This is a genomic window from Mangrovicella endophytica, from assembly GCF_002893625.1.
GTDB classification, from domain to species: Bacteria; Pseudomonadota; Alphaproteobacteria; order Rhizobiales; family Rhizobiaceae; genus Mangrovicella; species Mangrovicella endophytica.
The window spans coordinates 84,810-106,191 of sequence record NZ_PKMZ01000003.1; the positions used below are offsets into that span (position 1 = coordinate 84,810).

18 protein-coding genes are annotated in these 21,382 nt (G+C 66.1%); 8 read left to right on the forward strand and 10 right to left on the reverse strand.

From position 1 onward, the window contains the following. The first annotated feature begins 231 nt into the window (after nt 1-231). From leuS to holA, 3 genes are all read left to right on the forward strand, one after another. Nucleotides 232-2,832, forward strand: coding sequence for a leucine--tRNA ligase (gene leuS / locus C0R46_RS09255; protein WP_102959348.1), 2,601 nt, complete (start codon nt 232-234; stop codon nt 2,830-2,832). Then, the gene (locus C0R46_RS09260) at nt 2,819-3,370 is read left to right on the forward strand and encodes a hypothetical protein (RefSeq protein WP_102959349.1); all 552 of its coding nucleotides are present in this window, start codon (nt 2,819-2,821) and stop codon (nt 3,368-3,370) included. Before leuS ends, C0R46_RS09260 begins: the two co-directional genes overlap by 14 nt. 72 nt (nt 3,371-3,442) lie before the next feature. After that, complete coding sequence (holA, locus tag C0R46_RS09265; RefSeq protein ID WP_102959350.1) at nt 3,443-4,498, forward strand: DNA polymerase III subunit delta; 1,056 nt, start codon at nt 3,443-3,445, stop codon at nt 4,496-4,498. Nucleotides 4,499-4,640: 142 nt separating this feature from the next. On the opposite strand, the gene C0R46_RS09270 is transcribed toward holA, so the two are convergent. The 5 genes from C0R46_RS09270 to mnmE all read right to left on the reverse strand — a co-directional run bounded on the left by C0R46_RS09270 (nt 4,641) and on the right by mnmE (nt 10,622). Next, nucleotides 4,641-5,633: a ParB/RepB/Spo0J family partition protein gene (locus tag C0R46_RS09270; protein ID WP_102959351.1), complete on the reverse strand. Its 993-nt coding sequence runs from the start codon at nt 5,631-5,633 to the stop codon at nt 4,641-4,643. A 42-nt stretch (nt 5,634-5,675) separates the two neighbouring features. Then, nucleotides 5,676-6,461: a ParA family protein gene (locus C0R46_RS09275; RefSeq protein WP_102959742.1), complete on the reverse strand. Its 786-nt coding sequence runs from the start codon at nt 6,459-6,461 to the stop codon at nt 5,676-5,678. An 85-nt stretch (nt 6,462-6,546) separates the two neighbouring features. Beyond that, entirely contained in the window at nt 6,547-7,200 is a 654-nt protein-coding gene (gene rsmG / locus C0R46_RS09280) for a 16S rRNA (guanine(527)-N(7))-methyltransferase RsmG (protein ID WP_102959352.1), read from the reverse strand. A gap of 34 nt (nt 7,201-7,234) precedes the next feature. Further along, nucleotides 7,235-9,124, reverse strand: a complete 1,890-nt coding sequence (gene mnmG, locus C0R46_RS09285) for a tRNA uridine-5-carboxymethylaminomethyl(34) synthesis enzyme MnmG (protein ID WP_102959353.1) — start codon at nt 9,122-9,124, stop codon at nt 7,235-7,237. Nucleotides 9,125-9,245: 121 nt separating this feature from the next. After that, entirely contained in the window at nt 9,246-10,622 is a 1,377-nt protein-coding gene (gene mnmE, locus C0R46_RS09290) for a tRNA uridine-5-carboxymethylaminomethyl(34) synthesis GTPase MnmE (RefSeq protein ID WP_102959354.1), read from the reverse strand. Nucleotides 10,623-10,720: 98 nt separating this feature from the next. On the opposite strand from mnmE, the gene C0R46_RS09295 reads away from it, so the two are divergent. Next, on the forward strand, nt 10,721-12,751 hold the full coding sequence (locus C0R46_RS09295; RefSeq protein ID WP_102959355.1) for a thioredoxin domain-containing protein: 2,031 nt from the start codon (nt 10,721-10,723) through the stop codon (nt 12,749-12,751). A gap of 1 nt (nt 12,752) precedes the next feature. Here the strand turns inward: C0R46_RS09295 and C0R46_RS09300 are convergent, their stop codons facing one another. The 4 genes from C0R46_RS09300 to hemE form a co-directional block, all read right to left on the reverse strand. Beyond that, nucleotides 12,753-13,247 (reverse strand): YbaK/EbsC family protein, encoded by a 495-nt coding sequence (locus C0R46_RS09300; RefSeq protein ID WP_102959356.1) that lies wholly within the window; start codon nt 13,245-13,247, stop codon nt 12,753-12,755. A gap of 115 nt (nt 13,248-13,362) precedes the next feature. Further along, complete coding sequence (rho, locus tag C0R46_RS09305) at nt 13,363-14,628, reverse strand: transcription termination factor Rho (protein ID WP_102959357.1); 1,266 nt, start codon at nt 14,626-14,628, stop codon at nt 13,363-13,365. 294 nt (nt 14,629-14,922) lie between these two features. Continuing rightward, on the reverse strand, nt 14,923-15,426 hold the full coding sequence (gene hemJ / locus C0R46_RS09310) for a protoporphyrinogen oxidase HemJ (RefSeq protein ID WP_102959358.1): 504 nt from the start codon (nt 15,424-15,426) through the stop codon (nt 14,923-14,925). A 207-nt stretch (nt 15,427-15,633) separates the two neighbouring features. Continuing rightward, entirely contained in the window at nt 15,634-16,659 is a 1,026-nt protein-coding gene (gene hemE, locus C0R46_RS09315; RefSeq protein ID WP_102959359.1) for a uroporphyrinogen decarboxylase, read from the reverse strand. Between the two features lie 527 nt (nt 16,660-17,186). Here hemE and C0R46_RS09320 point away from each other — a divergent pair. The 4 genes from C0R46_RS09320 to dnaQ all read left to right on the forward strand — a co-directional run bounded on the left by C0R46_RS09320 (nt 17,187) and on the right by dnaQ (nt 20,210). After that, entirely contained in the window at nt 17,187-17,786 is a 600-nt protein-coding gene (locus C0R46_RS09320) for a Maf-like protein (protein WP_102959360.1), read from the forward strand. Nucleotides 17,787-17,874: 88 nt separating this feature from the next. After that, nucleotides 17,875-18,732, forward strand: coding sequence for a shikimate dehydrogenase (locus C0R46_RS09325; RefSeq protein WP_245413538.1), 858 nt, complete (start codon nt 17,875-17,877; stop codon nt 18,730-18,732). Between the two features lie 58 nt (nt 18,733-18,790). Beyond that, on the forward strand, nt 18,791-19,396 hold the full coding sequence (gene coaE / locus C0R46_RS09330; RefSeq protein ID WP_102959362.1) for a dephospho-CoA kinase: 606 nt from the start codon (nt 18,791-18,793) through the stop codon (nt 19,394-19,396). A 94-nt stretch (nt 19,397-19,490) separates the two neighbouring features. Next, complete coding sequence (dnaQ, locus tag C0R46_RS09335; protein WP_102959743.1) at nt 19,491-20,210, forward strand: DNA polymerase III subunit epsilon; 720 nt, start codon at nt 19,491-19,493, stop codon at nt 20,208-20,210. A gap of 61 nt (nt 20,211-20,271) precedes the next feature. Here the strand turns inward: dnaQ and C0R46_RS09340 are convergent, their stop codons facing one another. Then, a complete protein-coding gene (locus C0R46_RS09340; protein ID WP_102959363.1) occupies nt 20,272-21,261 on the reverse strand; it encodes a hypothetical protein in 990 nt (329 codons plus the stop codon). Between the last annotated feature and the right edge of the window lie 121 nt (nt 21,262-21,382).

A 21,382-nucleotide genomic window follows, 5' to 3' on the forward strand; every position in this document is an offset into this window, starting at 1 on the left:
TAGGTTAACCAGCTCTGTGGCGGATGCAGCTGGCGCTGTGCAGCTGCGAGCCTGCCGTATCGGCCCGGCACGGGCCGAATGGGCTGCGGTCCAGGCAACGCCGCGCGTTTCGGTTGATTTCGCGCCCCCGCCGTGGTGAACAGGGCGCCCGATCATAAGTCAACGCTGCCGACGCCTTCGCGCATCCCCAGCGCCTTCCCGTCACGCTTTACGCAGAGACGACCGCCCAGCATGGCCACCGAACGCTACAATCCCCGCGCCAGCGAACCGCGCTGGCAGAAGGCCTGGGACGAGGCCCGCCTGTTCGAAACCGCGACCGACGCGCCGGGCGAGAAATACTACGTCCTCGAGATGTTCCCCTATCCCTCGGGGCGCATCCATATGGGCCATGTGCGCAATTACGCGATGGGCGACGTCGTGGCCCGCTATCGCCGTGCCAAGGGCTTCAACGTCCTGCATCCGATGGGCTGGGACGCCTTCGGCATGCCGGCCGAGAACGCCGCGATGCAGAACAAGGTGCATCCGCGCGACTGGACCTACGAGAACATCGCGACCATGCGCGGCCAGCTGAAGTCGATGGGCCTGTCGCTCGACTGGTCCCGCGAATTCGCGACCTGCGACGTCGAATACTACCACCGCCAGCAGATGCTCTTCCTGGATTTCCTGGAGAAGGGCCTCGCCTACCGCCGCAAGTCCAAGGTCAATTGGGATCCTGTGGACCAGACGGTGCTTGCCAACGAGCAGGTGATCGACGGCAAGGGCTGGCGCTCCGGCGCCGAGGTGGAGCAACGCGAGCTCACCCAGTGGTTCTTCAAGATCACCGACTTCGCCGACGATCTCCTGACCGCGCTCGACGCTCTGCCGGGCTGGCCGGACAAGGTGCGACTGATGCAGCGCAACTGGATCGGCAAGTCGGAGGGACTTTCCTTCGAATTCGGCCTTGTCGGCGCGCCGGAGGGTTTCGACCGTCTGCCGGTCTTCACCACGCGCGCCGATACGATGTTCGGCCCGACCTTCGCGGCCGTTGCCGCCGACCACCCGCTGGCGAAGACACTCGCCGCGAGCGATCCGAAGGTCGCTGCCTTCGTCGAGGAGTGCCGGCGCATCGGCACCTCGCAGGAGGAGATCGATACGGCCGAGAAGCTGGGGCTGGACACCGGCATCAAGGTCACGCACCCCGCCGATCCGAACTGGCAGCTGCCGCTCTTCATCGCCAATTTCGTGCTGATGGACTACGGCACCGGCGCCATCATCGGCTGCCCGGCGCATGACCAGCGCGACCTCGACTTCGCCCGCAAATACGGCCTGCCGGTGATCGACGTCTTCGTGCCGGCGGACACCGGGGAGACGGTGACGGACACCGCCTTCGTGCCGCCGAAGACGCAGGAAGTTCGCTATATCAGGTGGGCCGGTGCGCCGGACACGCTGCAGACCTGCCAGGAGGCGATGGACAAGTCGCTCGCGCAGTTCGAGCGCGATGGCTGGGGCCGACGCGAGACCAACTTCCGGCTGCGCGACTGGGGCATCTCGCGCCAGCGCTACTGGGGCTGCCCGATCCCGGTTCTCCATTGCGAGGCCTGCGGCGTCGTGCCGGAAGCGCGCGAGAACCTGCCCGTCAAACTTCCGGACGATATCGACTTCGACAAGCCGGGCAATCCGCTCGACCGGCACCCGACCTGGCGGCAGGCCACCTGCCCGCGCTGCGGCGGCGCGGCGCTCCGCGAAACCGACACGATGGACACGTTCGTGGATTCCTCGTGGTACTTCGCGCGCTTCACCGCGCCGCATGCCGAGGAGCCGACCGACCCGCAGGCCGCCAATGCCTGGCTGCCGGTGGACCAGTATATCGGCGGCATCGAGCATGCGATCCTGCACCTCCTTTATTCTCGCTTCTTCATCCGCGGCATGCGGGCCTGCGGCCATCTCGACCTCTCAGAGCCGTTCCGCGGCCTCTTCACGCAAGGCATGGTCGTGCACGAGACCTATCGGCTCGGGCGCGAATGGGTGCCGCCGGCCGAGGTGAGGATCGACGAAGCGGAGGGTAAACGCACGGCGACGCGCATCGCCGACAACGCGGCGCTCGAGATCGGCGCCATCGAGAAGATGTCGAAGTCGAAGAAGAACGTCGTCGACCCCTCCGACATCATCGCCTCCTACGGTGCCGACACGGCGCGCTGGTTCATGCTCTCCGACTCGCCGCCCGACCGCGACGTGATCTGGACCGAGGCCGGCGTCGAAGGTGCGCACCGCTTCGTGCAGCGCCTGTGGCGGCTCGTCTCCGAGACGGCACCCAAGCTCGGATCATCTGATGGTGCCGCAGGCGGCGAGACCGCCGATGCCCTGCGCCGCGCAGCGCATCAGGCGGCGGCCGGCGTCTCCGACGACATCGAGCGGCTCGCCTTCAACAAGGCGGTTGCTCGCATCTACGAGCTCGTCAACGCTCTATCCGGGCCGCTTGGGGCGTTGTCGACCGATGGTCCGGCGGCCGATCGTGCGGCTGCGCGCGAGGCGCTGACGATCCTCGTCCGGCTGATCGCGCCGATGATGCCGCATCTTGCCGAGGAGTGCTGGCAGGTTCTCGGCGAAGACGGGCTTGCGGCAGCCGCCGCCTGGCCGAAGGCCGATGACGCGTTGCTGCGTCAGGACAGTGTCACATTGCCGATCCAGATCAACGGCAAGAAGCGTGGCGACTTGACGGTATCGGTGACCGCCAGCCAATCTGAGGTGGAAGCTGCCGTCCTGGCGCTCGACGTCGTGCAGGCGGTGCTTGCCGGCGCAACGCCGAAGCGTGTGGTCGTGGTCCCCGGGAGAATCGTCAATGTCGTCGTTTGATCGGGGTCGCACCACCGCCCTTGCGGCCTTTGCCTTGCTCGCCGCTGCAGGCGTCCTTCCCGGCTGCACCAGCGGCCCGCTCTATGGCAGCAACCAGATCGCGCCGGATGGTAGCGCCGTCTCCGGCCTGGCCGCCCTTCGCGGCAAGATCGCCGTCGTCGCCGCAGATGACCGCACGTCGCAGATCTTCCGCAACGAGGTGCTGTTTCGCCTGAACGGCGGCGTGCCCGTCACCAATCCGATCTACGAATTGCGTTATGTCGGCACCGGCACGGAAAGCACCGTCTCGATCGAGGCGGGATCGGGCATCCCGAGCGCCAGCCTCTACAAGATCACCGTCACATACCAGCTGGTGCGCCTGTCGAACCGGACGGTGGTCGACAAGGGCACTCGCTTCTCGATCGTGCCGTTCGACCGCACGGCGCAGCTCTTTGCTGCCGAACGCGCCATTCTCGACGCCCGCCAGCAGGCGGGCGAGGAAGTCGCCGCCAAGATCGAACTCGCCGTCGCCGCGGCACTGCGCAAGGCTGGTGTCTGACCGGGCGCTGACGGCCGGCCTGTCGGACATCCGCCTCCGCCGGTTGGCGGATGCGTCCTGCCGGAGATCGTGATGGCACAGAAGAAGGCGAGCGAGGTCGAGGCATTCCTGTCGCGGCCCGACACGAGCTTTCCCGTTGTGCTGCTCTATGGCCCCGATCCCGGCCTCGTCTCCGAGCGCGCCAACAAAATCGCGGCGCAGTCCGGCGTCGATCTCACCGATCCTTTTTCCACGGTAGCGCTTGCAGCCGACGAGTTGGAGAAGGACATCGGCCGGCTCTTCGACGAGGTCCGCACCGTCTCCCTCTTCGGCGGTCGCCGTTTGGTCCGGATCCGCGGTGCCGGTGCCGGCAAGGCCTTGGCGGATGCGGTTGCCGAACTCGGGGCCGAGCCGCCGCAGGACGCGACCGTGATCATCGAGGCCGGCGATCTCAAGAAGAATGCAGCCCTGCGCATCCATACCGAGCGGGGCAGGGCCTCGATGGCGCTGCCTTGCTACCAGGACGAGGGCAGGGCAGTCGACCAGATGATCGACGAGGAGCTGAGAGCGAGCGGCCTGACCATTGACCGCGACGCTCGTGAGGCGCTGCGCTCACGCCTCGGCGCCAACCGGCTTGCCTCGCGCGGCGAAGTGCGCAAGCTCTGCCTCTATGCCTATGGCGCCAGCCGTATCACCGAGGAGGATGTCGAGGCGATCGTCGGCGATGTCTCCGCCGAGACGCTGGACGAGATGATCGATGCGGCCGTGAGCGGCGAGGTGCGCAAGCTGCCGAACCTCATCGATCGCCTCGTCTCGGCGGGAACGCCCTTGTTCCAGATGCAGCAGGCGCTCTTGCGCTATTTCCAGCAGCTGCAGACGATGCGCGAGGCTATCGAGCTCGGCAACGAGACCGTGGGACGTATGGTCGAGCGTCGCCGTCCGCACTTCCGCCGTAAGGCAGCGATGGAAGCCGCGCTCGGCACCTGGACGCTGGCCGCGATCGGCGCAGCGCTGCGGCGGATCGAAGCCGACATTCTCGCTAGCCGCCGCGAGAGCGCGCTGGCCATGACCATCACGCGGCAGCTGCTACTGGCTATGGCTGTAGACGCTGCGAAGGCGCGTGTGCGGCCGGGACCACGCAGCAACTGACAAGAGTTGAGACAACGGGTACCGACGCCCTACGGCCAGGCGCTGTCACACGTGAGTCACAGCGTGGATCACACGAATGACGGCGGCAGGCGTCGCAGTCCCGGTGATCTCAGCACACACATTGTTGCGGATGCGAATCGAGCTAGAGGCTGCGGATTCGTGGACCATCCTGCGGGTCGCGCCTCGCTTTCAGTAAGCGGCACAACTCGTCGAGCTGCGACAGATCGGAGTAGTCGATCCGCAACGAACCGCCGGTCGATGTCCAGGTGATCGCAACCGGCATGCCGAGCGACCCCGACAGCAGCTGCTCCAGCGCCTGCGTGTCCTCGTCCTTCGTCGCTGAGGAGGCAGGCCGTGGCTTGCGAGCGCTGTTGGATCGCCCGTTCTGGTCGACGGCCGAAGCGACAGGAGCGTCCGCTTTTCCGGCACCCTCGCGCCGTGCCAAGGTCTCCGCCTCGCGAACCGACAAACCACCATCGACGATCTGCTGCGCAAACCGCTCCGGATCCTCAGCGGAGACAGCCGTGCGCGCATGTCCAGCGGAAAGTTCGCCGCGGGTGACCATGCCGCGCACGGTTTCCGGCAGCTTCAAGAGGCGCAGCGTATTGGCCACATGGCTGCGGCTCTTGCCGAGCACATCGGCGAGATCGGCCTGCGTGTAGCCATGCTCGGCGATCAACAGCTCATAGCCCAGCGCCTCTTCGATCGGGTTGAGGTCAGCGCGTTGGACGTTCTCGATGATGGCGATCTCGATCGACTCGCGATCGCCGATCTCGCGCAGGACGACGGGAACCTCGTTGAGGCCGGCCAACTTCGCGGCCCGAAACCGCCGCTCGCCGGCAACGATCTCATAGCGACCCTTTTCACCAGGCTTGGGACGGACCAGGAGCGGCTGCACAATGCCGTGGACGGCGATCGAGGCGGCGAGATCGGCCAGCTCCGCATCGCCGAACGTCTTGCGGGGGTTGTTCGGATTCGGCGTGATCCGGCTGAGCGGCACCATGCGGTCGGCGGAGACGGACGGCTCGTCCGGCGCGACCGAGGCAAAGCCCGGCACCGGCCGGGCAGTCCCGGCACCACCGATCAGCGAGGCGAGACCGCGCCCGAGACGCTGTCGCGATCTGTCTTCGTTCATCTCGATCTCCGTTGCCACAAGTCCGTCACCTCACCGCTGCGGTCAAGCCGCGGCAAGCCGGCGCTCGCGCTGGATCACTTCCGAAGCCAGGCGGATATAGGCCTGACTGCCGGAGCATTTCATGTCGTAGAGAATGGCCGGCTTGCCGAAGGACGGTGCCTCCGAGACGCGGACATTGCGCGGGATGATGGTGTCGTAGACATGGCTGCCCATGAAGGCGCGCACATCCTTGACCACCTGACCTGCGAGGTTGTTGCGGCCGTCATACATGGTGAGGACGATGCCGTGCAGGTCAAGCGTCGGGTTCAGCGAGTCGCGGACCTGCTCCACGGTCTGCAGCAGCTGGCTGAGACCCTCGAGTGCGAAGAACTCGCACTGCAGCGGCACCAGGATCGAGTCCGCCGCCGCCATGGCATTGACGGTCAGAAGGTTCAGGGACGGCGGGCAGTCGATCAGCACGAAGTCGAACTGCGCTTCGTCGGTCGCATGGAAGTGCAGCGCGTCGCGAAGGCGGTAGGCTCGCCCGGCGGCGCCGGCGATCTCCATCTCGAGGCCGAGCAGATCCAGCGTCGACGGGACAACCGACAGGTTCGGCACGGCGGTCGCCATCGCGGCCTCGCTGATCGTGGCCGACTCGACCAGCACGTCATAGGAGGAGACCTCGCGCTCGTCCTTGTCGATGCCGAGTCCCGTCGAGGCATTGCCCTGGGGGTCGAGATCGATCAGCAGCGTCCGCTTGCCGATCGCGGCGAGAGCGGTCGACAGATTGATGGCGGTCGTCGTCTTGCCGACGCCGCCCTTCTGGTTGGCGATGGTGATCACGCGCATCGGGCGTCTGGCCAGCGCATCCATGGCTTCGCTCCTGCCGCCGGAGAGGCCCTGCATGCCTGCGGTCGGTTCGGCATGCACCTCGTTACGGTGACGTCCGCGGCAAAGGCTCGATATCGCTGAGCTCGAGGATCACCGAACCGGCTGCCGCATCCGATTGATGCTTTACCATGGTGAATCGCCAATGGGCAGCCGCATCCGCGATTTCCTGTTCATGATTGCGGCCCTTGGCGAAGTAGCAGCGCGCCGACAGCGGCAGGTTCGGCCGCAGCAATTCGAAAAGCTCGCTTAGCGGTGCCAGTGCACGGGCGCTGATGGCTTCAGCACTCCTGATCACAGCGCCCGCATCTTCGATCCGCGTGGCATGAACGCTTCCCGCCAAGTTCAGCTCGCGCAAGGCTGTACGCAGGAACGCTGCCTTCTTGGCATTGCTTTCGACGAGCTCGATCCGAGCACCGTCCTGATCGGCATTCAGGATGGCCACAACGATGCCGGGAAGGCCGCCGCCGGACCCAAGATCGACCCAGTGCCTGACATCCGGCGCCAAGGCATGAAGCTGCGCCGAATCAGCGACATGCCGCTGCCAGATCTCCGGCAGAGTCGCCGGTGAGATCAGATTGATATGCGCCTGCCACTGCACCAGCAGCTCGACATACCGATCGAGCCTCTGCTGTGTCTCACGTGAAACACTGTGCGCGGCAATGAAGGCGTCGCGGCCTTCCTGCCGCAGGCGCTCCATCTCCTGGCGCGATGGCAGCTTTGACGCGGAGCCTTTACGCTGCATCGGCAAGCCCGCTGCGACGGAGAGCGACCAGGATGAGTGCCAACGCCGCCGGTGTCATGCCGTCGATACGCTCCGCCTCGGCGATCGTGCTAGGACGCCGCTCCAGCAGCTTCTGCCGCAGCTCGTTCGACAAGCCGCTCAAGGACGACAGGTCGAGATCGGCCGGGATTTGCCGCTGCTCGTCACGCCGGAGGCGATCCTGATCTCGCCTCTGGCGATCGAGATAGACGTCATAGGCCGCCTCAATTTCGATACGATGCCGAATCGATACCGGTAGGAGAGAAAGTTCAGGCCAGACCGGCGTAAGGCGTTCGATGTCGATACCTTCATGCGACAGGAGCTGCCACGCCGAACGATGCCGCCCGTCCTGATTGACCTCCAAGCCATGTCGCGCCGCCTCCGGCGGCGTCACCCCTAGGGATTTCAACTGCAATTCGGCCGCCGCCAACGCAGCCTCGCTCATCCGGAAGGCGGTCTCGCGCCGTGCATCGGCAATGCCGAGGCGGATCGCTTGTGGCGTCAGCCGCCGATCGGCATTGTCGGCCCGCAGTGAAAGACGGAACTCCGCCCGCGAGGTAAACATGCGGTAGGGCTCGCTCACACCCGTGCGGGTGAGATCGTCCACCATCACGCCGAGATAAGCGTCGGACCGCCCGATGGTGATGAGCTCCGAGCCACCTGAACGACGCGCGGCGTTGAGCCCGGCCAGTAGTCCCTGCGCCGCTGCCTCTTCATAGCCGGTGGTACCGTTGATTTGACCGGCTAGAAACAGCCCTTCCGCGGCCCGCAGTTCCAGCGTCGGCCGCAGCTCGCGCGGATCGACGTGATCATATTCGATGGCGTAACCGGCCTTCAGGATCCGGACATGCGCCAAACCCGGTATCGAACGCAGGAAGGCGTCCTGAACCTCTTCAGGCAACGAGGTGGAAAGACCGTTCGGATAGACCGTGTCGTCATCCAGCCCTTCCGGCTCGAGGAAGATCTGGTGACATTCGCGATCGCCGAACTTGACGATCTTGTCTTCGATCGACGGGCAGTAGCGCGGGCCGACTCCTTCGATCCTGCCGCCATAGAGGGCAGAGCGCGACAGATTTTCCCGAATGATCCGATGCGTATCCGGCGTGGTACGGGTGATGCCGCAGTCGATCTGCGGGTTGGTGATCGCCGTCGTGAGATAGGAGAAGGGCGTCGGCTCATCATCCGGCCTTTGCCGGTCGAGGCCGCTCCAGTCGATGCTGCGCCCATCGAGCCGCGCCGGCGTACCCGTCTTCAGCCGACCGAGCTTGACGCCGAGCCGCGCAAGCGTTGCGGACAGACCGACGGACGGCGCCTCGCCGATACGTCCGGCCGGAATAGTGCGCTCGCCGATATGAATGAGCCCGCGTAGGAACGTGCCGGTCGTGAGTACGGCCGCACCGCAGGCGACCTGCCGCCCATCGGCAAGAAGCACGCCCGCAATGCGGTTCTCGGCGTCCAGAGCGAGGTCGGCGACATCGCCCTCCGCAACGACGAGGCTAGGCTGTGCCGCCATCGCCGCCTGCATCGCCGCGCGGTAGAGCTTGCGGTCCGCCTGTGTGCGCGGCCCGCGCACCGCCGGGCCCTTACGCCGGTTGAGCAGTCGGAACTGGATGCCGGCGGCATCCGCCACCTCACCCATGAGGCCACCCAGCGCATCGATCTCGCGCACGAGATGGCCCTTGCCGATGCCGCCGATCGCCGGGTTGCAGCTCATCGCACCGATGGTGCCGGCGGAATGAGTAACAAGCAGCGTAACCGCGCCAACGCGCGCTGACGCGCTTGCGGCCTCGCAGCCGGCATGGCCGCCGCCGATCACCACCACGTCGACGCGCGGCGGCAGTGTTGCGATGATTGGGATCATCCCTCGGTTAAGCCGCGCCGCAGCGCGCCTGTCAACCGCACGGCGGATCGCTTTGCGAGACACCAAGGACGAGTCTAAGCGCGCGTTTCACGTGAGTCAGCTTTCACGGGTACGAGCCTGTTCACTTGCCGATGCAAAAGCGCGAAAACACCACGTCCAACAGGTCTTCGACGTCGACCTGGCCCGTCAGTCGCCCCAGCGCCATCGAGGTGTGGCGCAGCGTTTCCGCGGCGATCTCCGCTGGCATATGCGGTGATGCGAGATAGGCTTCCAAAAGACCGGCAGCCTCGCTGATGACGGCGCGGTGGCGCGTCTGGATCGGGATGGACGATCCGGATGCACCGGCGGCTCTCTCCGCCCGTTGGCTGATATCGGCCAGGAGCGCGTCGATGCCGAGCCCGGTGAGAGCCGAGATTCGATGGACTGCGCTCCCGTCGCCGCTGCTCGGAACTCTGCTTGGATCAAGATCAGCCTTGGTCTCGACGAGCAAGACCTCTGTCGCTCCCTCTGTCGAACTCGGCTCACCGGGCAGCCGACGCAACTGTTTCACGTGAGTCATGGCTGTCCCAACATCAGCGGCATCTGCCAGGTCGGTCAGGAGAAGGACGAGATCGGCCTGCCGCACAGCGGCTTCGGCGCGCTCAATGCCGATCGCCTCGACCTCATCCCTCGTTTCGCGCAGCCCGGCGGTGTCGGCAATCCGCACCGGCAGGCCACCGAGGTCAAGCGTCACCTCCAGCACATCGCGGGTGGTGCCGGGCACCGGCGTGACGATGGCGACGTCACGGCCCGCCAGCGCATTGAGGAGGCTGGACTTGCCGGCATTCGGAGCCCCGGCAAGAACGACACGATAACCCTCGCGGATGATCTCGCCCCGGTGGCTGCCGGCGAGATCGTCCCGCATCTCGGCGAGAAGCGCTGCCACCGCGCTGTCGCTGCGCGTCGCCGCATCTTCCCCGACATCGCCCTCATCGGCAAAGTCGAAGGCGGCTTCGATGCCGGCGCGGATGTCCGTCAGCCGGCGCATCCACCCGTCGAAGCGCATGCGCAGCGCACCCGCAGCTTCGGCCAGGGCGAGGCGACGCTGCCCTTCCGTCTCGGCCGCCAGAAGATCCGACAGGCCCTCGGCTGCGGTCAGGTCGATGCGGCCATTCTCGAAGGCGCGGCGGGTGAACTCGCCGGCTTGGGCCAGACGCACCCCCGCAACGGAGGTGACGGCCTGGAGACAGGCTGCGACAACCGCTCGTCCCCCGTGCAGGTGAAATTCGGCGATGTCTTCGCCCGTCGCGCTGTTTGGACCATCGAAGTAAAGGACGACGCCGTTGTCGATCAGCGCGCCGACAGCGTCACGGATGCTGCGGTAGCTCGCGCGCCGCGGCGCCGGCACGCCGCCTACCAGTGCGGTGAGGACATCGGCAACGGCGGGCCCGCTGACGCGCAGCACGGCGATACCGGAGGGCAGGGTGCCGGAGGAGAGCGCGGCGATCGTCTCGTTCATGGCCAAGCTCTTAGCGCGGCAAAGCCGCCGCAGCCACTCGATCTGCCAGCCCACCGCCTTAGGTCGTGCGGGTGCCACCGGCGGAGAGGACTGCGGCGATGACTGAGATGAACCGGCTCGGGAACGCCGTCAGCCCCTATCTCCAGCAGCACCGTGACAACCCGGTCCACTGGTGGGAGTGGTCAGCCGAGGCCCTGGCCGAGGCAAAGCGGCGTGACTGCCCGATCCTTCTCTCCGTCGGCTATGCCGCTTGTCACTGGTGCCATGTCATGGCGCATGAGAGCTTCGAGGATCCGGATGTTGCGGCGGTGATGAACCGCCTGTTCGTGCCCATCAAGGTGGATCGCGAAGAACGGCCCGACATCGACCATCTCTATATGACGGCTCTGCATGCCATGGGCGAGCAGGGCGGCTGGCCGATGACGATGTTTCTGACGCCGGACGGCCAGCCGTTCTGGGGCGGCACCTATTTCCCGAAGATGCCCCGCTACGGTCGCGCCGGCTTCGTGCAGGTGATGGAAGCCATCGACAAGGCCTGGCGCGAGCGCCGCGGCGAGCTGACATCAAGCGCCGGCGCGATGACGGAGCGTCTGGACGCTTTCCTCGGCGGCCGGGCCGCGCCGGGCGAACTCGCAGCCGATGTCATTGGTCCTGTTGCCGAACGTCTTGCCGAATTGATGGACCCGGTGCGCGGTGGCATCCGCGGCGCCGCGAAGTTTCCGAACGCGCCCTATCAGGAAATCCTTGCCCGCTCGGCCTTTCCGAACGGGCCGGAGCCGCATCGACGCGCCTTCCTCCTGACGCTGAGGATGCTCTGCGAAGGCGGCATCTATGATCATCTAGGCGGCGGCCTGCACCGCTATTCAACCGACGACCGCTGGCTGGTGCCGCATTTCGAGAAGATGCTTTACGACAATGCGCAGTTCCTGCGCCATCTCCTCTGGGGTTGGCGCGCCACCGGCGACGATCTGTTCCGCATCCGAATCGACGAGACCATTAGCTGGATCGAGCGGGAGATGGTGGTCGACGGCGGCGGACTTGCGGCATCGCTCGACGCCGACAGTCTCGATGAGGCCGGCCATTCGGAGGAGGGGGCTTTCTATGTCTGGCACGAGACGGAAATCGACGTAGCTCTTGGGGAGCGTGCCGGCCCCTTCAAACTCGCCTATGACGTCACGTCCGCCGGTAATTGGGAGGGCAAGAGTATCCTCAACCGGCTGACCAACAGCCCGTCCGACGGGCCCCATCGATTTTCAGACGATCGGGCCAAGCTTCTGAAGATTCGCGCTGAAAGGCACCGGCCGGGCCGCGATGACAAGGTCCTGGCGGACTGGAATGGTCTTGCCATCCGTGCCCTCGCGGAGGTCGCCGCGGCCACGGGAAATGCATCCGCGCTGGCCTTGGCGAAGAATGCCTTCGCCTTCGTCGAGCGGACGCTCGTCGTCGATGGGCGCCTGCATCACGCGACGCGGGATGGACGCACCGTGGGCCTCGCACTGTCGGCCGATTACGGCGCTCTGATCCTTGCAGCAGTCGCCTTGTTCCAGGCGACGCTGGAGGCCCGCTATCTCACCGTGGCCCGGGCGTTCGCGGACGAGCTGGAGCGCTGGCACGGCGATGGCGAGGGGGGCCACATGATGACGGCCTTGGACGCCACCGACGTGATCCTGCGGCCCCGCGGCGATCAGGACGAGGCGGTCCCCGGAGGCACGGCGTTGGTGCTGGAAGCGCTGATCCTCCTCGGGCAGGCGAGCGGCGACATCGTCGTCGGCGAACGAGCCGAACGGGCGGCCGCATTGGCAGCCGGACGAATTGCCGGCGGTGAGGCCGGTCATCCCGCCGTGGTCGCAGCCCTCGACCGCCTGCAGCGCGGAAGCGAGCTGGCCATTATCGGCTACCGGTCCAATCCGGGGATGAGCGAAATGCTTTCGGCGGCGAATCGAACGCTGGATCTGAATCGTCTCGACCTCATCGCCAGGGACGCGGCGGCTTTGCCGGAGGAGTTGCCATTGGCAGCCATGCGACCGGAGCGTCTTCCGGCGGCCTTCCTCTGCCGCGCCCGGGCCTGCCGCCCGCCGATCACCAGCCCCGAGACGCTGGCGACCGCGCTCGCCGAGGGCTCGCTCTAGCTCAAACCTCGTCTTTGCGGCCGTCGACGCGCCCGATGCGCGCGCCGGTGGCGCTGCGCAGCTGCAGCGGCACCACCTCGAAGACGTGCGTCGGCGTACCAGCCGCCGCCCAGACGGTGGCATAGAGCAGCAGATCCACGTCCATGAAGACGTCGATCGCCTTGGTTCCTCCAAAAGGCGAGACGCCGCCAATGGCAAAGCCTGTCGCCTCCCGCACAAATGCGGCATCCGGCCGGGTCACCGCCTCGCCGAGATGCTCGGCCATCGCGGCTTCGTCGACGCGGTTCGAGCCGGAGACAAGCAGGAGATAGGGACGCCCGCTGGTGGCGCCCTTGAAGACCAGCGACTTGACGATCTGCCCGACGGTGGCACCGACGGCTTTGGCCGCTTCCTCTGCGCTGCGGGCCGACGTTGCGGTTTCCACGACGCGAATCTTCAGGCCCTTTGCGGTGGCATCCGCTGCCACCCGGTTCACTGCATCAGGCCAGTCCGCCATCCCGTCGTCCTCCGTGCTCTCCAGCTCTCCGATAGCCCTGGCAACGCCACCGCTCAAACGAAAACGGCGGCCCGTTGCCGGACCGCCGTCAAACCCTGTGCGGCGACCAGCGCCGTCAGGTGTTCATCGAATCGAAGAAGTCGCTGTTGGTCTTGGTCTGCTTGAGCTTGTCGTTGAGGAACTCGATCGCATCCGTCGTGCCCATCGGGGACAGGATGCGGCGCAGCACGAAGATCTTCTGGAGATCCTGGCGCGGCACCAGGAGGTCCTCCTTGCGGGTGCCGGACTTGAGGATGTCCATGGACGGGAAGATGCGCTTGTCCGCCACCTTGCGGTCGAGCACGATCTCGGAATTACCGGTGCCCTTGAACTCCTCGAAGATCACCTCGTCCATGCGGCTGCCGGTGTCGATCAGCGCGGTCGCGATGATGGTCAGCGAGCCGCCTTCCTCGATGTTGCGCGCCGCGCCGAAGAAGCGCTTCGGCCGCTGCAGGGCGTTGGCGTCGACGCCGCCCGTCAGCACCTTGCCGGAGGAGGGCACGACCGTGTTGTAGGCGCGGCCGAGGCGGGTGATGGAGTCGAGGAGAATCACGACGTCGCGGCCATGCTCGACAAGGCGCTTGGCCTTTTCGATCACCATCTCGGCGACCTGGACGTGGCGCACCGCCGGTTCGTCGAAGGTGGAGGAGACGACCTCGCCGCGCACCGAGCGCTGCATGTCCGTGACTTCCTCGGGACGCTCATCGATCAGGAGAACGATGAGGTAGCACTCCGGGTGGTTCGCTGTGATGGAGTGGGCGATATTCTGCAGGAGCACCGTCTTGCCGGTGCGCGGCGGCGCGACGATCAGCGCGCGCTGACCCTTGCCGAGCGGCGCCACCAGGTCGATGACACGGGCCGAAAGGTCCTTCGAGGTCGGAACCTCGAGCTCCATCTTGAAGCGCTCATTCGGATAGAGCGGCGTCAGATTGTCGAAGTGGCTCTTGTGCTTGATCCGCTCGGGATCGTCGAAGTTGATCGTGTTGACCTTGAGAAGCGCAAAGTAGCGTTCGCCCTCCTTGGGACCCCGGATGGTTCCCTCCACCGTGTCGCCGGTTTTCAGCGAGAAGCGGCGGATCTGCGAAGGGCTGATGTAGATATCGTCAGGGCCCGGCAGGTAGTTCGCGTCCGGTGAGCGCAGGAAGCCGAAGCCGTCCTGCAGGATCTCGACGACGCCTTCACCGATGATCTCGATCTCCTGCGCAGCGAGGCGCTTGAGGATCGCGAACATCAGCTCCTGCTTGCGCATGGTGGAGGCGTTCTCGACCTCGTTCTCCTCCGCGAAGGCGACGAGCTCGGCGGCATTCTTGTTCTTCAGGTCCTGAAGCTTCATTTCGGGCATTGATTGGTCTTTCGGGATCGTCGCGAGCGGGATGGCGGCGTCTTGATCAGTCAGTCAGGGGAGGAATGCGATTCGGCCGAGAACTCGTCGGCGGCAACGCTGGAGCGGGGAGGCGATCAGCCTGCACCCTTTGAGGCGGGATAGATGAACAGCATATACGGCTGCCACTCGGCGCGCGCAAGTGCCGCACGATGCGTTCCGCCGATCAATGACGTGCTGCCCGACGGCTATGTGTCTTCAGCGGGAAGGCGTCCGCCTTCCCGGCGGGCCGTCAGAGTGGTGAAAGCCGAACGATCAGAACGGCTTCACCACGACGAGGATGACGATCAGGACCAGCAGCACGGCCGGCACCTCGTTCATGATGCGCCAGTGCTTTGACGAGCGCTTGTTCGCATCATTGGCAAAGCGGCGTGTAGACGCCGAGAGATAGCCGTGTATCCCCGACATGATAACCACCAGCGCGATCTTGGCGTGGAGCCAGCCATTGCCGCCCGAGAACCAGCCGCCGCGGATGGCCAGCCACAGTCCGGCGATCCAGGTGACGACCATCGCGGGATTGATGATCGCCTTGAGGAGCCGGCGCTCCATCACCTTGAAGGTCTCGGACTGCGGCGAACCCGGCCCGGCCTCGGTATGATAGACGAACAGGCGCGGCAGATACAGCATGCCCGCCATCCACGAGATCAGCGCCACCAGATGCAGTGCCTTGATCCAGGGATAGGCGCTTTCCGGTGCCAAGAGGAACAGGGCGAGCGCCGCCGCGGCGGTGATGACAAGGGCGATCACGGCATTCTTCATCGATGGCATCCCTGCGGCACTGGCGTAGCCGTCATCACGCACCGGCAGCCACGGGTCGGCGCTGCCGTCGGCAGACCTTCGAGCCTGCCGCAATCGGCTTAGCGGGAAGCTGGAACGCTTCCAAGAGTTCCGCCACCGATTCTGCCGCGGCCGGCACCTATTGTGATCATCCTCGGAGCTGCGTGAGCATGGCTGATGCTCTGCCCGTCAGCCGCGGATCTGCCGCAGCAGCGCCTCGACATGGGCGATCGGCGCGTCCGGCGTGATGCCATGGCCGAGATTGAAGACCAGCGGTCCATGGCCAAGCGTTGCCAGGATGCGCTCCACGCCCTCTTCCAGCGCCCGCCCGCCGGCGATCAGCCGCAGCGGGTCGAGATTGCCCTGCACGGCGCCCTGGGCCTGCAGCTCCGCCGCAAAGGAGAGCGGCACCGACCAGTCGAGACCGACCGCATCGACGCCCGTGGCAGCACGGTAGCCCGCGAGCAGCGCGCCCGCGCCCTTGGGGAAGCCGATGATCTTGGCACCCGGCACGGCGGCGCGAACCTTGTCGACGATGCGGCGCACCGGCTTCACGGCATAGGCGGCAAAGCTCGCCTCGTCGAGGACGCCGGCCCAGGAGTCGAAGATCTGCACGCAGTCGGCACCGGCATGGAGCTGCCGGATGAGGTAGTCGGCCGACATCTCGGCGAGCAGCGTCAGCAGCTGCTCCATCGCTTCCGGATGGCGATAGCCGAAGAGCCGGGCCGGCGCCTGATCGGGTGTGCCATGGCCGGCGATCATGTAGGTCGCAACCGTCCACGGCGCGCCGCAGAAGCCGATCAGCGTCGTCTCATCGGGCAGCTCGGCCCGCAGGCGCCGCACCGTCTCGATGACCGGTGCCAGATGCGTCTCCGCTCGGCTGGGATCGAGGCGGGAAACCTCCTCCGGCGCAATCGGGCGCAGCTGCGGTCCCTCGCCTTGCACGAAGGTCAGATCACGATCCAGCGCATCCGGGATGACGAGGATGTCGGAGAAGAGGATCGATGCATCGAAGCCGAAACGGCGGATCGGCTGCAGCGTCACTTCGACCGCAAGATCCGGATTGTAGCAGAGGTCGAGGAAACTCCCGGCTCGCGCTCGCGTTTCCCGATACTCCGGCAGATAGCGACCAGCCTGGCGCATCAGCCACACCGGAGGCGGCGTGAGGCTTTCGCCATCCAGCACTCGAAGAAGTCTGCGCTGTTCGCTGGCCATTCGAGGCTCCTCTTCAACAAAGAAATTCTTAAAGAAATGGATTCTGATTCTATGACTCGGTGGATTGCAGGGATTCACCGGCCGGTCTGTTTACGCGTCCATTTACCGTGATCCCGCGGTCGCTACCACAGACGGAGCGCGTATCGCGTGAAGATTGGGGAGGAAGGCCGATCCGCCTTTCACCTCAAGCCTCTAGGCGAAGAAACCAGATGTCCGCGGCTGGGGACAAGCGAGTGGGCAACGCGGCGGTTGCAGGATCCATCCACATATTGACCAGGTGCAGTCGACAGGGCGCCTCGTGCGCCGCGATGTGGATGACCGAGCTGTTTTGCGCATCCGGCCGCAAGCTTCGGGCAAGCTCCGCGACTTCGCCGCAAAAGCCCACAGGGGCCCGGTGAATCCGGTGCGCTCAGCGCAATCGCGCTTGCATCCCTTGAGCGAATCGAGTCCGGCGTCTGCGGTGGCCTCATCGGCTTCGTCCGGCTATCAAGCATGTCGAATCTGAATAAAGCTTTAAGGATGCGCCCATGGCCAAAGGCCTCGTTCTCGCCTCCGGCAGCCCGCAGCGCCTGGCGTTGCTGCGCGATGCCGGCATTGCCGTCGCCGTGCAGCCGGCCGAACTCGACGAACGGGCGCTGGAAGCCCCGCTGCAGGACAGCGGCGCCGATCCGGAGGACGTGGCTCTGATCCTTGCCGAGGCCAAAGCGGTGGACGTCTCCGAGCGGCGGCCGGGCGAACTCGTGATCGGTGCCGATCAGACGCTCTCCATGGGCGATACGATCTTTCATAAGCCGGCCGACATGGAGGCGGCACGACGCACGCTTCTCGCCCTATCCGGCCAAACCCATCGCCTCAACAGCGCCGTTGTGCTGGCTTTGGATGGCGAGGTCGTCTGGCGCCATGTCGGCGTCGCCGAAATCACGATGCGGCATCTGGATCCCGGCTTCATCGGCCGTTTCATGGCTGAGGTGGGCGAGCGGGCGCTGACCAGCGTCGGCGCCTATCAGATCGAGCGCGAGGGTATCCAGCTGATGGAGCGGATCGAGGGCGATCATTTCACCATCGTCGGCCTGCCGATGCTGCCGCTCCTGAAGGAACTGCGATCCCGGGGTGCGATCGATGGCTGAGGAGGACTGGAGGCCGACGCCGCTCGAGCCGGGCGCGGTGCTGCCGCGCGGCGAGGGGTCGGTGTTCAAGCCGGCCGAGACGCGCGCCCTGCCGGAAGGGCCGCAGGCCTTCGTCACGGGATGGCCGGTCTGGCATTCGCGCTCGCCGCTGATCCACGGACGCTGGCTGAAGACGCTGGGCCTCAAGGGGGACTATAGGCGCGTCGGCGTGCCGCCGGAGGAGATCGACGAGTTCCTGGCCGCGCTGCCGGAGAGCGGCTTTGTCGGCGGCAACGTCACCATCCCGCACAAGCTCGCCGCCTTCCAGGCTACGGCACGGCACGACGCGGCCGCCGAGGCGATCGGTGCGGTGAACACGCTGTGGTTCGAAGGCGGGACGCTCGTCGGCGGCAATACCGACGCCTATGGCTTTGCCGCCAATCTCGACGAGCGGCTGGCGGGATGGGCCGATGCCGAGACGGCGGTGGTGATTGGTGCCGGCGGCGCGGCGCAGGCCGTGGTCTACGCGCTGCTGGAGCGCGGCATTGCCCATGTGCGGGTGATCAACCGGACGCTGTCCCGCGCCGAGGATCTGGCGGCGCGCTTCGGCTCGCGCGTCAGCGCGCATGGCGAGGACGACCGCGCCGCGCTCTACCGTAACGCCGACCTCCTGGTGAACACGGCGCCGATTTCGCCACGCGACCCGGAGCTGCCGGAATGGTTCGCCGATCCGCTGCCGGACCTCTCGGCGCTGCCGGATCATGCTGTTGTCACCGATATCGTCTACGTGCCGCTGGAAACGCCGATCTTGAAGGCGGCGCGGCTGCGCGACTTAAAGACCGCCGACGGGCTCGGCATGCTCCTGCATCAGGCGGTGCCGGGATTCGAGCGCTGGTTCGGCGCGCGGCCGGTGGTCACGGAAGAGCTGCGTGCGGCGCTGATCAAGGATATCGAGAGCGGCTCGTGAGCAACCTTGCATCATCAGGTGCTGACGTGACGTCGCGTGTCCTACCCTGGGCGGCCGCATGATCGTGCTCGGCCTCACCGGCTCGATCGGCATGGGCAAGTCGACCACGGCGGAAATGTTCGAGGCGGCCGGCATGCCGGTCCATTCGGCGGATGCGGCGGTTCACAGGCTGTATGCCGGCCGTGCCGTGCCGCTGATCGAAGCGGCCTTTCCCGGTACGACGGCGGACGGCGTCGTCGACCGCACGAAGCTCGCTGCAGTCGTCCTGGGCGACACCGCGGCGCTGCGGCGGCTGGAGGGGATCGTCCACCCTCTGGTGCGGGAAGAGGAACAGGCTTTTCTCGCCGTCGCTCAGGGCTCAGGGGCGCCGATCGCCGTGCTCGACATTCCGCTCCTCTACGAGACCGGCGCGGAGGCGCGCTGCGACAAGGTCGTCGTGGTGACGGCGCCGGAGGCCGTGCAGCGGGAGCGTGTCCTCGCGCGCGCCGACATGAGCCCGGCAAAGTTCGAGGCGATCCTCGCCAAGCAGATGCCGGATGCCGAGAAGCGCCGGCGCGCCAACTATGTCATCGACACCAGCCGCGGCATCGAAGCGGCGCGCGATGCCGTCGCGGCGATCATTGCGGAGGTGGCGGAAAGCGGCGTAAACAAAGCAAGAACATAGACTTATATCGGGGGATAGGCATCCTCGGGGCGGCGCAGTGCTTGAACTGGGGGCAGGGCTCGCACACAGCTCACGCGAGGGTTGGGTGATCCAGATGCGCGAAATCGTCTTCGATACGGAAACGACGGGGCTCGACTTCGAGGCCGACCGCGTCATCGAGATTGGTGGCATCGAGCTCTGGAACCACATCCCCACCGGCAAGAGCTTCCATCACTTCATCCGTCCGGAAGGCCGCAAGGTCGATCCCGGTGCCTTCGACATTCACGGCATCTCCGATGCCATGCTGGCGGACAAGCCGCTCTTCTCCGAAGTTGTCGAGGAGTTCGAGGAGTTCTTCGGCGGCGCCAAGCTCATCGCGCATAACGCCACCTTCGACATGCGCTTCCTCAATGCCGAGCTTGCGCGGCTCGGCCGGCCGCTGATCGAGCAAAACCGCATCGTCGATACGCTCGCCATGGCGCGACGCAAGTTTCCCATGGCGCCGGCGACGCTCGACGCCTTGTGCTCGCGCTTCAACATTGACACGAGCCGGCGCGACAAGCACGGAGCCCTGCTCGATTCCGAGCTTCTCGCCTCGGTCTATATCGAGCTGATCGGGGGCCGGCAGGCCGCGCTCGGGCTCGTCACGGTCGAGACGACAGCGCGCGGTGCTGATGGCGCGGAGATTCGCATCGGCCCACGCCCGGTTCCGCTGCCGTCCCGCCTGACGGCAGCCGAGATCGAGAAGCACCGGGCGTTTATTGCCACCCTCGGCGAGGACGCGCTGTGGTGGGCCTACCTGCCGCGCGAGACGGAAGCGACCGCGAGCGCCTGAGGCGCCCGCAAGGTTCGGCGGAGAGGGCCGACGGGGCCGGCGCCCGTGTGGAATACCGCGTCTAGAACTCGAAGCCGACCTGCGCCAGCAACTGGTGGCGTTCGAACTCTTCGAACTCGTCCTCGTCCCCGCGCGCATCTCCGGCGACGTGGATCGACCAGGCGGCCTTGAGGTAGGCGTTGTCGGCAAAGCCCCAATAGAGCGTCGGTCCGAGATAGAAGGCGTTCGCCACCACCTCGTCGAAGGCAAGCCCCTCGCCGGCGACGAGGAAGCGCGCTTCGCCGCCGAGGAAGAAGTCGTCCGCCACCCTGGCTGAAAGGGCAGCGGCGATCTCCAGGCCGGACTCCTTGTCGGAGTCCTCTTCGTCCTCTTCGCCCGCCTCCTCGGCTTCGTCACTGCCGTCGTCTTCGAGGCTCCATTCCGGCTCGTAGCTGACATTGACGGCGGCGAAGAGCGTGTTGGGGATCAGCTCGGCATCGGCAAAGGCCTTCAGCTCGACGCCGATACTGTCCTCGCGCTCGCCTTCCACCTCGTCGAAGCGGCTCCACTCCACCTCGGCGCCGAGCGCAAAGCCGATCGGCGACGTCGCTCGGTCAAGGAGCTTGTACTTGATCTCGCCGGAGAGGCCGCCGAGGCCGCCGCTCGTATCGTGACCGGGTTCGAAGACGTTCTCCTGGTCGAAGCGCACGCCCGCGGCCTCCGCCGAGACCTTCAGCGCATCGGTGACGCTGTATTCGAACTCCAGCGCGCCGCTGAAGGCGCGGTAGTGATCCGGTCCGAGGGCGAAATCGGCGTCATCGTCGTCCGCCTCGACGAAGGAGTCCTTGCCGGTGCGCAGCAGCAGCGAGGCGCCGATCTCGCGCTCGCCGGCCTCGCCCGTATCGGCGCCTTCGGTGAAGCCGAAGATGTCCTCGGTCTCGACGCCCTCGTCGTCATCATCGGCTTCGACGGCAGCCTGATCGCTGTCTTCGATATCGGCGGCATGGCCGATCGGAGCTGCCGAGCAGGCCATCGCGGCCGCGATGCAGAGAATGCGGAATGCGGCTGTCATGAAGTCCCCTCCGACGGTGCCGGTGAGGACTATCGGAACAGCGGCGAGCGGCGCGGAATGGGAGACTTTCCCGCTAAGCGACGCCCTGGGCAATCATTCGCTTAAGTTGCATTTCTGCCGC

What these genes read in the sequence shown, in the direction of transcription:
- leuS (WP_102959348.1), top strand. Translation starts at nt 232, where the DNA reads ATGGCCACCGAACGCTACAATCCCCGCGCCAGCGAACCGCGCTGGCAG.
- C0R46_RS09260 (WP_102959349.1), top strand. Translation starts at nt 2,819, where the DNA reads ATGTCGTCGTTTGATCGGGGTCGCACCACCGCCCTTGCGGCCTTTGCC.
- holA (WP_102959350.1), top strand. Translation starts at nt 3,443, where the DNA reads ATGGCACAGAAGAAGGCGAGCGAGGTCGAGGCATTCCTGTCGCGGCCC.
- C0R46_RS09270 (WP_102959351.1), bottom strand. Translation starts at nt 5,633, where the DNA reads ATGAACGAAGACAGATCGCGACAGCGTCTCGGGCGCGGTCTCGCCTCG.
- C0R46_RS09275 (WP_102959742.1), bottom strand. Translation starts at nt 6,461, where the DNA reads ATGCGCGTGATCACCATCGCCAACCAGAAGGGCGGCGTCGGCAAGACG.
- rsmG (WP_102959352.1), bottom strand. Translation starts at nt 7,200, where the DNA reads ATGGAGCGCCTGCGGCAGGAAGGCCGCGACGCCTTCATTGCCGCGCAC.
- mnmG (WP_102959353.1), bottom strand. Translation starts at nt 9,124, where the DNA reads ATGATCCCAATCATCGCAACACTGCCGCCGCGCGTCGACGTGGTGGTG.
- mnmE (WP_102959354.1), bottom strand. Translation starts at nt 10,622, where the DNA reads ATGAACGAGACGATCGCCGCGCTCTCCTCCGGCACCCTGCCCTCCGGT.
- C0R46_RS09295 (WP_102959355.1), top strand. Translation starts at nt 10,721, where the DNA reads ATGACTGAGATGAACCGGCTCGGGAACGCCGTCAGCCCCTATCTCCAG.
- C0R46_RS09300 (WP_102959356.1), bottom strand. Translation starts at nt 13,247, where the DNA reads ATGGCGGACTGGCCTGATGCAGTGAACCGGGTGGCAGCGGATGCCACC.
- rho (WP_102959357.1), bottom strand. Translation starts at nt 14,628, where the DNA reads ATGCCCGAAATGAAGCTTCAGGACCTGAAGAACAAGAATGCCGCCGAG.
- hemJ (WP_102959358.1), bottom strand. Translation starts at nt 15,426, where the DNA reads ATGAAGAATGCCGTGATCGCCCTTGTCATCACCGCCGCGGCGGCGCTC.
- hemE (WP_102959359.1), bottom strand. Translation starts at nt 16,659, where the DNA reads ATGGCCAGCGAACAGCGCAGACTTCTTCGAGTGCTGGATGGCGAAAGC.
- C0R46_RS09320 (WP_102959360.1), top strand. Translation starts at nt 17,187, where the DNA reads ATGGCCAAAGGCCTCGTTCTCGCCTCCGGCAGCCCGCAGCGCCTGGCG.
- coaE (WP_102959362.1), top strand. Translation starts at nt 18,791, where the DNA reads ATGATCGTGCTCGGCCTCACCGGCTCGATCGGCATGGGCAAGTCGACC.
- dnaQ (WP_102959743.1), top strand. Translation starts at nt 19,491, where the DNA reads ATGCGCGAAATCGTCTTCGATACGGAAACGACGGGGCTCGACTTCGAG.
- C0R46_RS09340 (WP_102959363.1), bottom strand. Translation starts at nt 21,261, where the DNA reads ATGACAGCCGCATTCCGCATTCTCTGCATCGCGGCCGCGATGGCCTGC.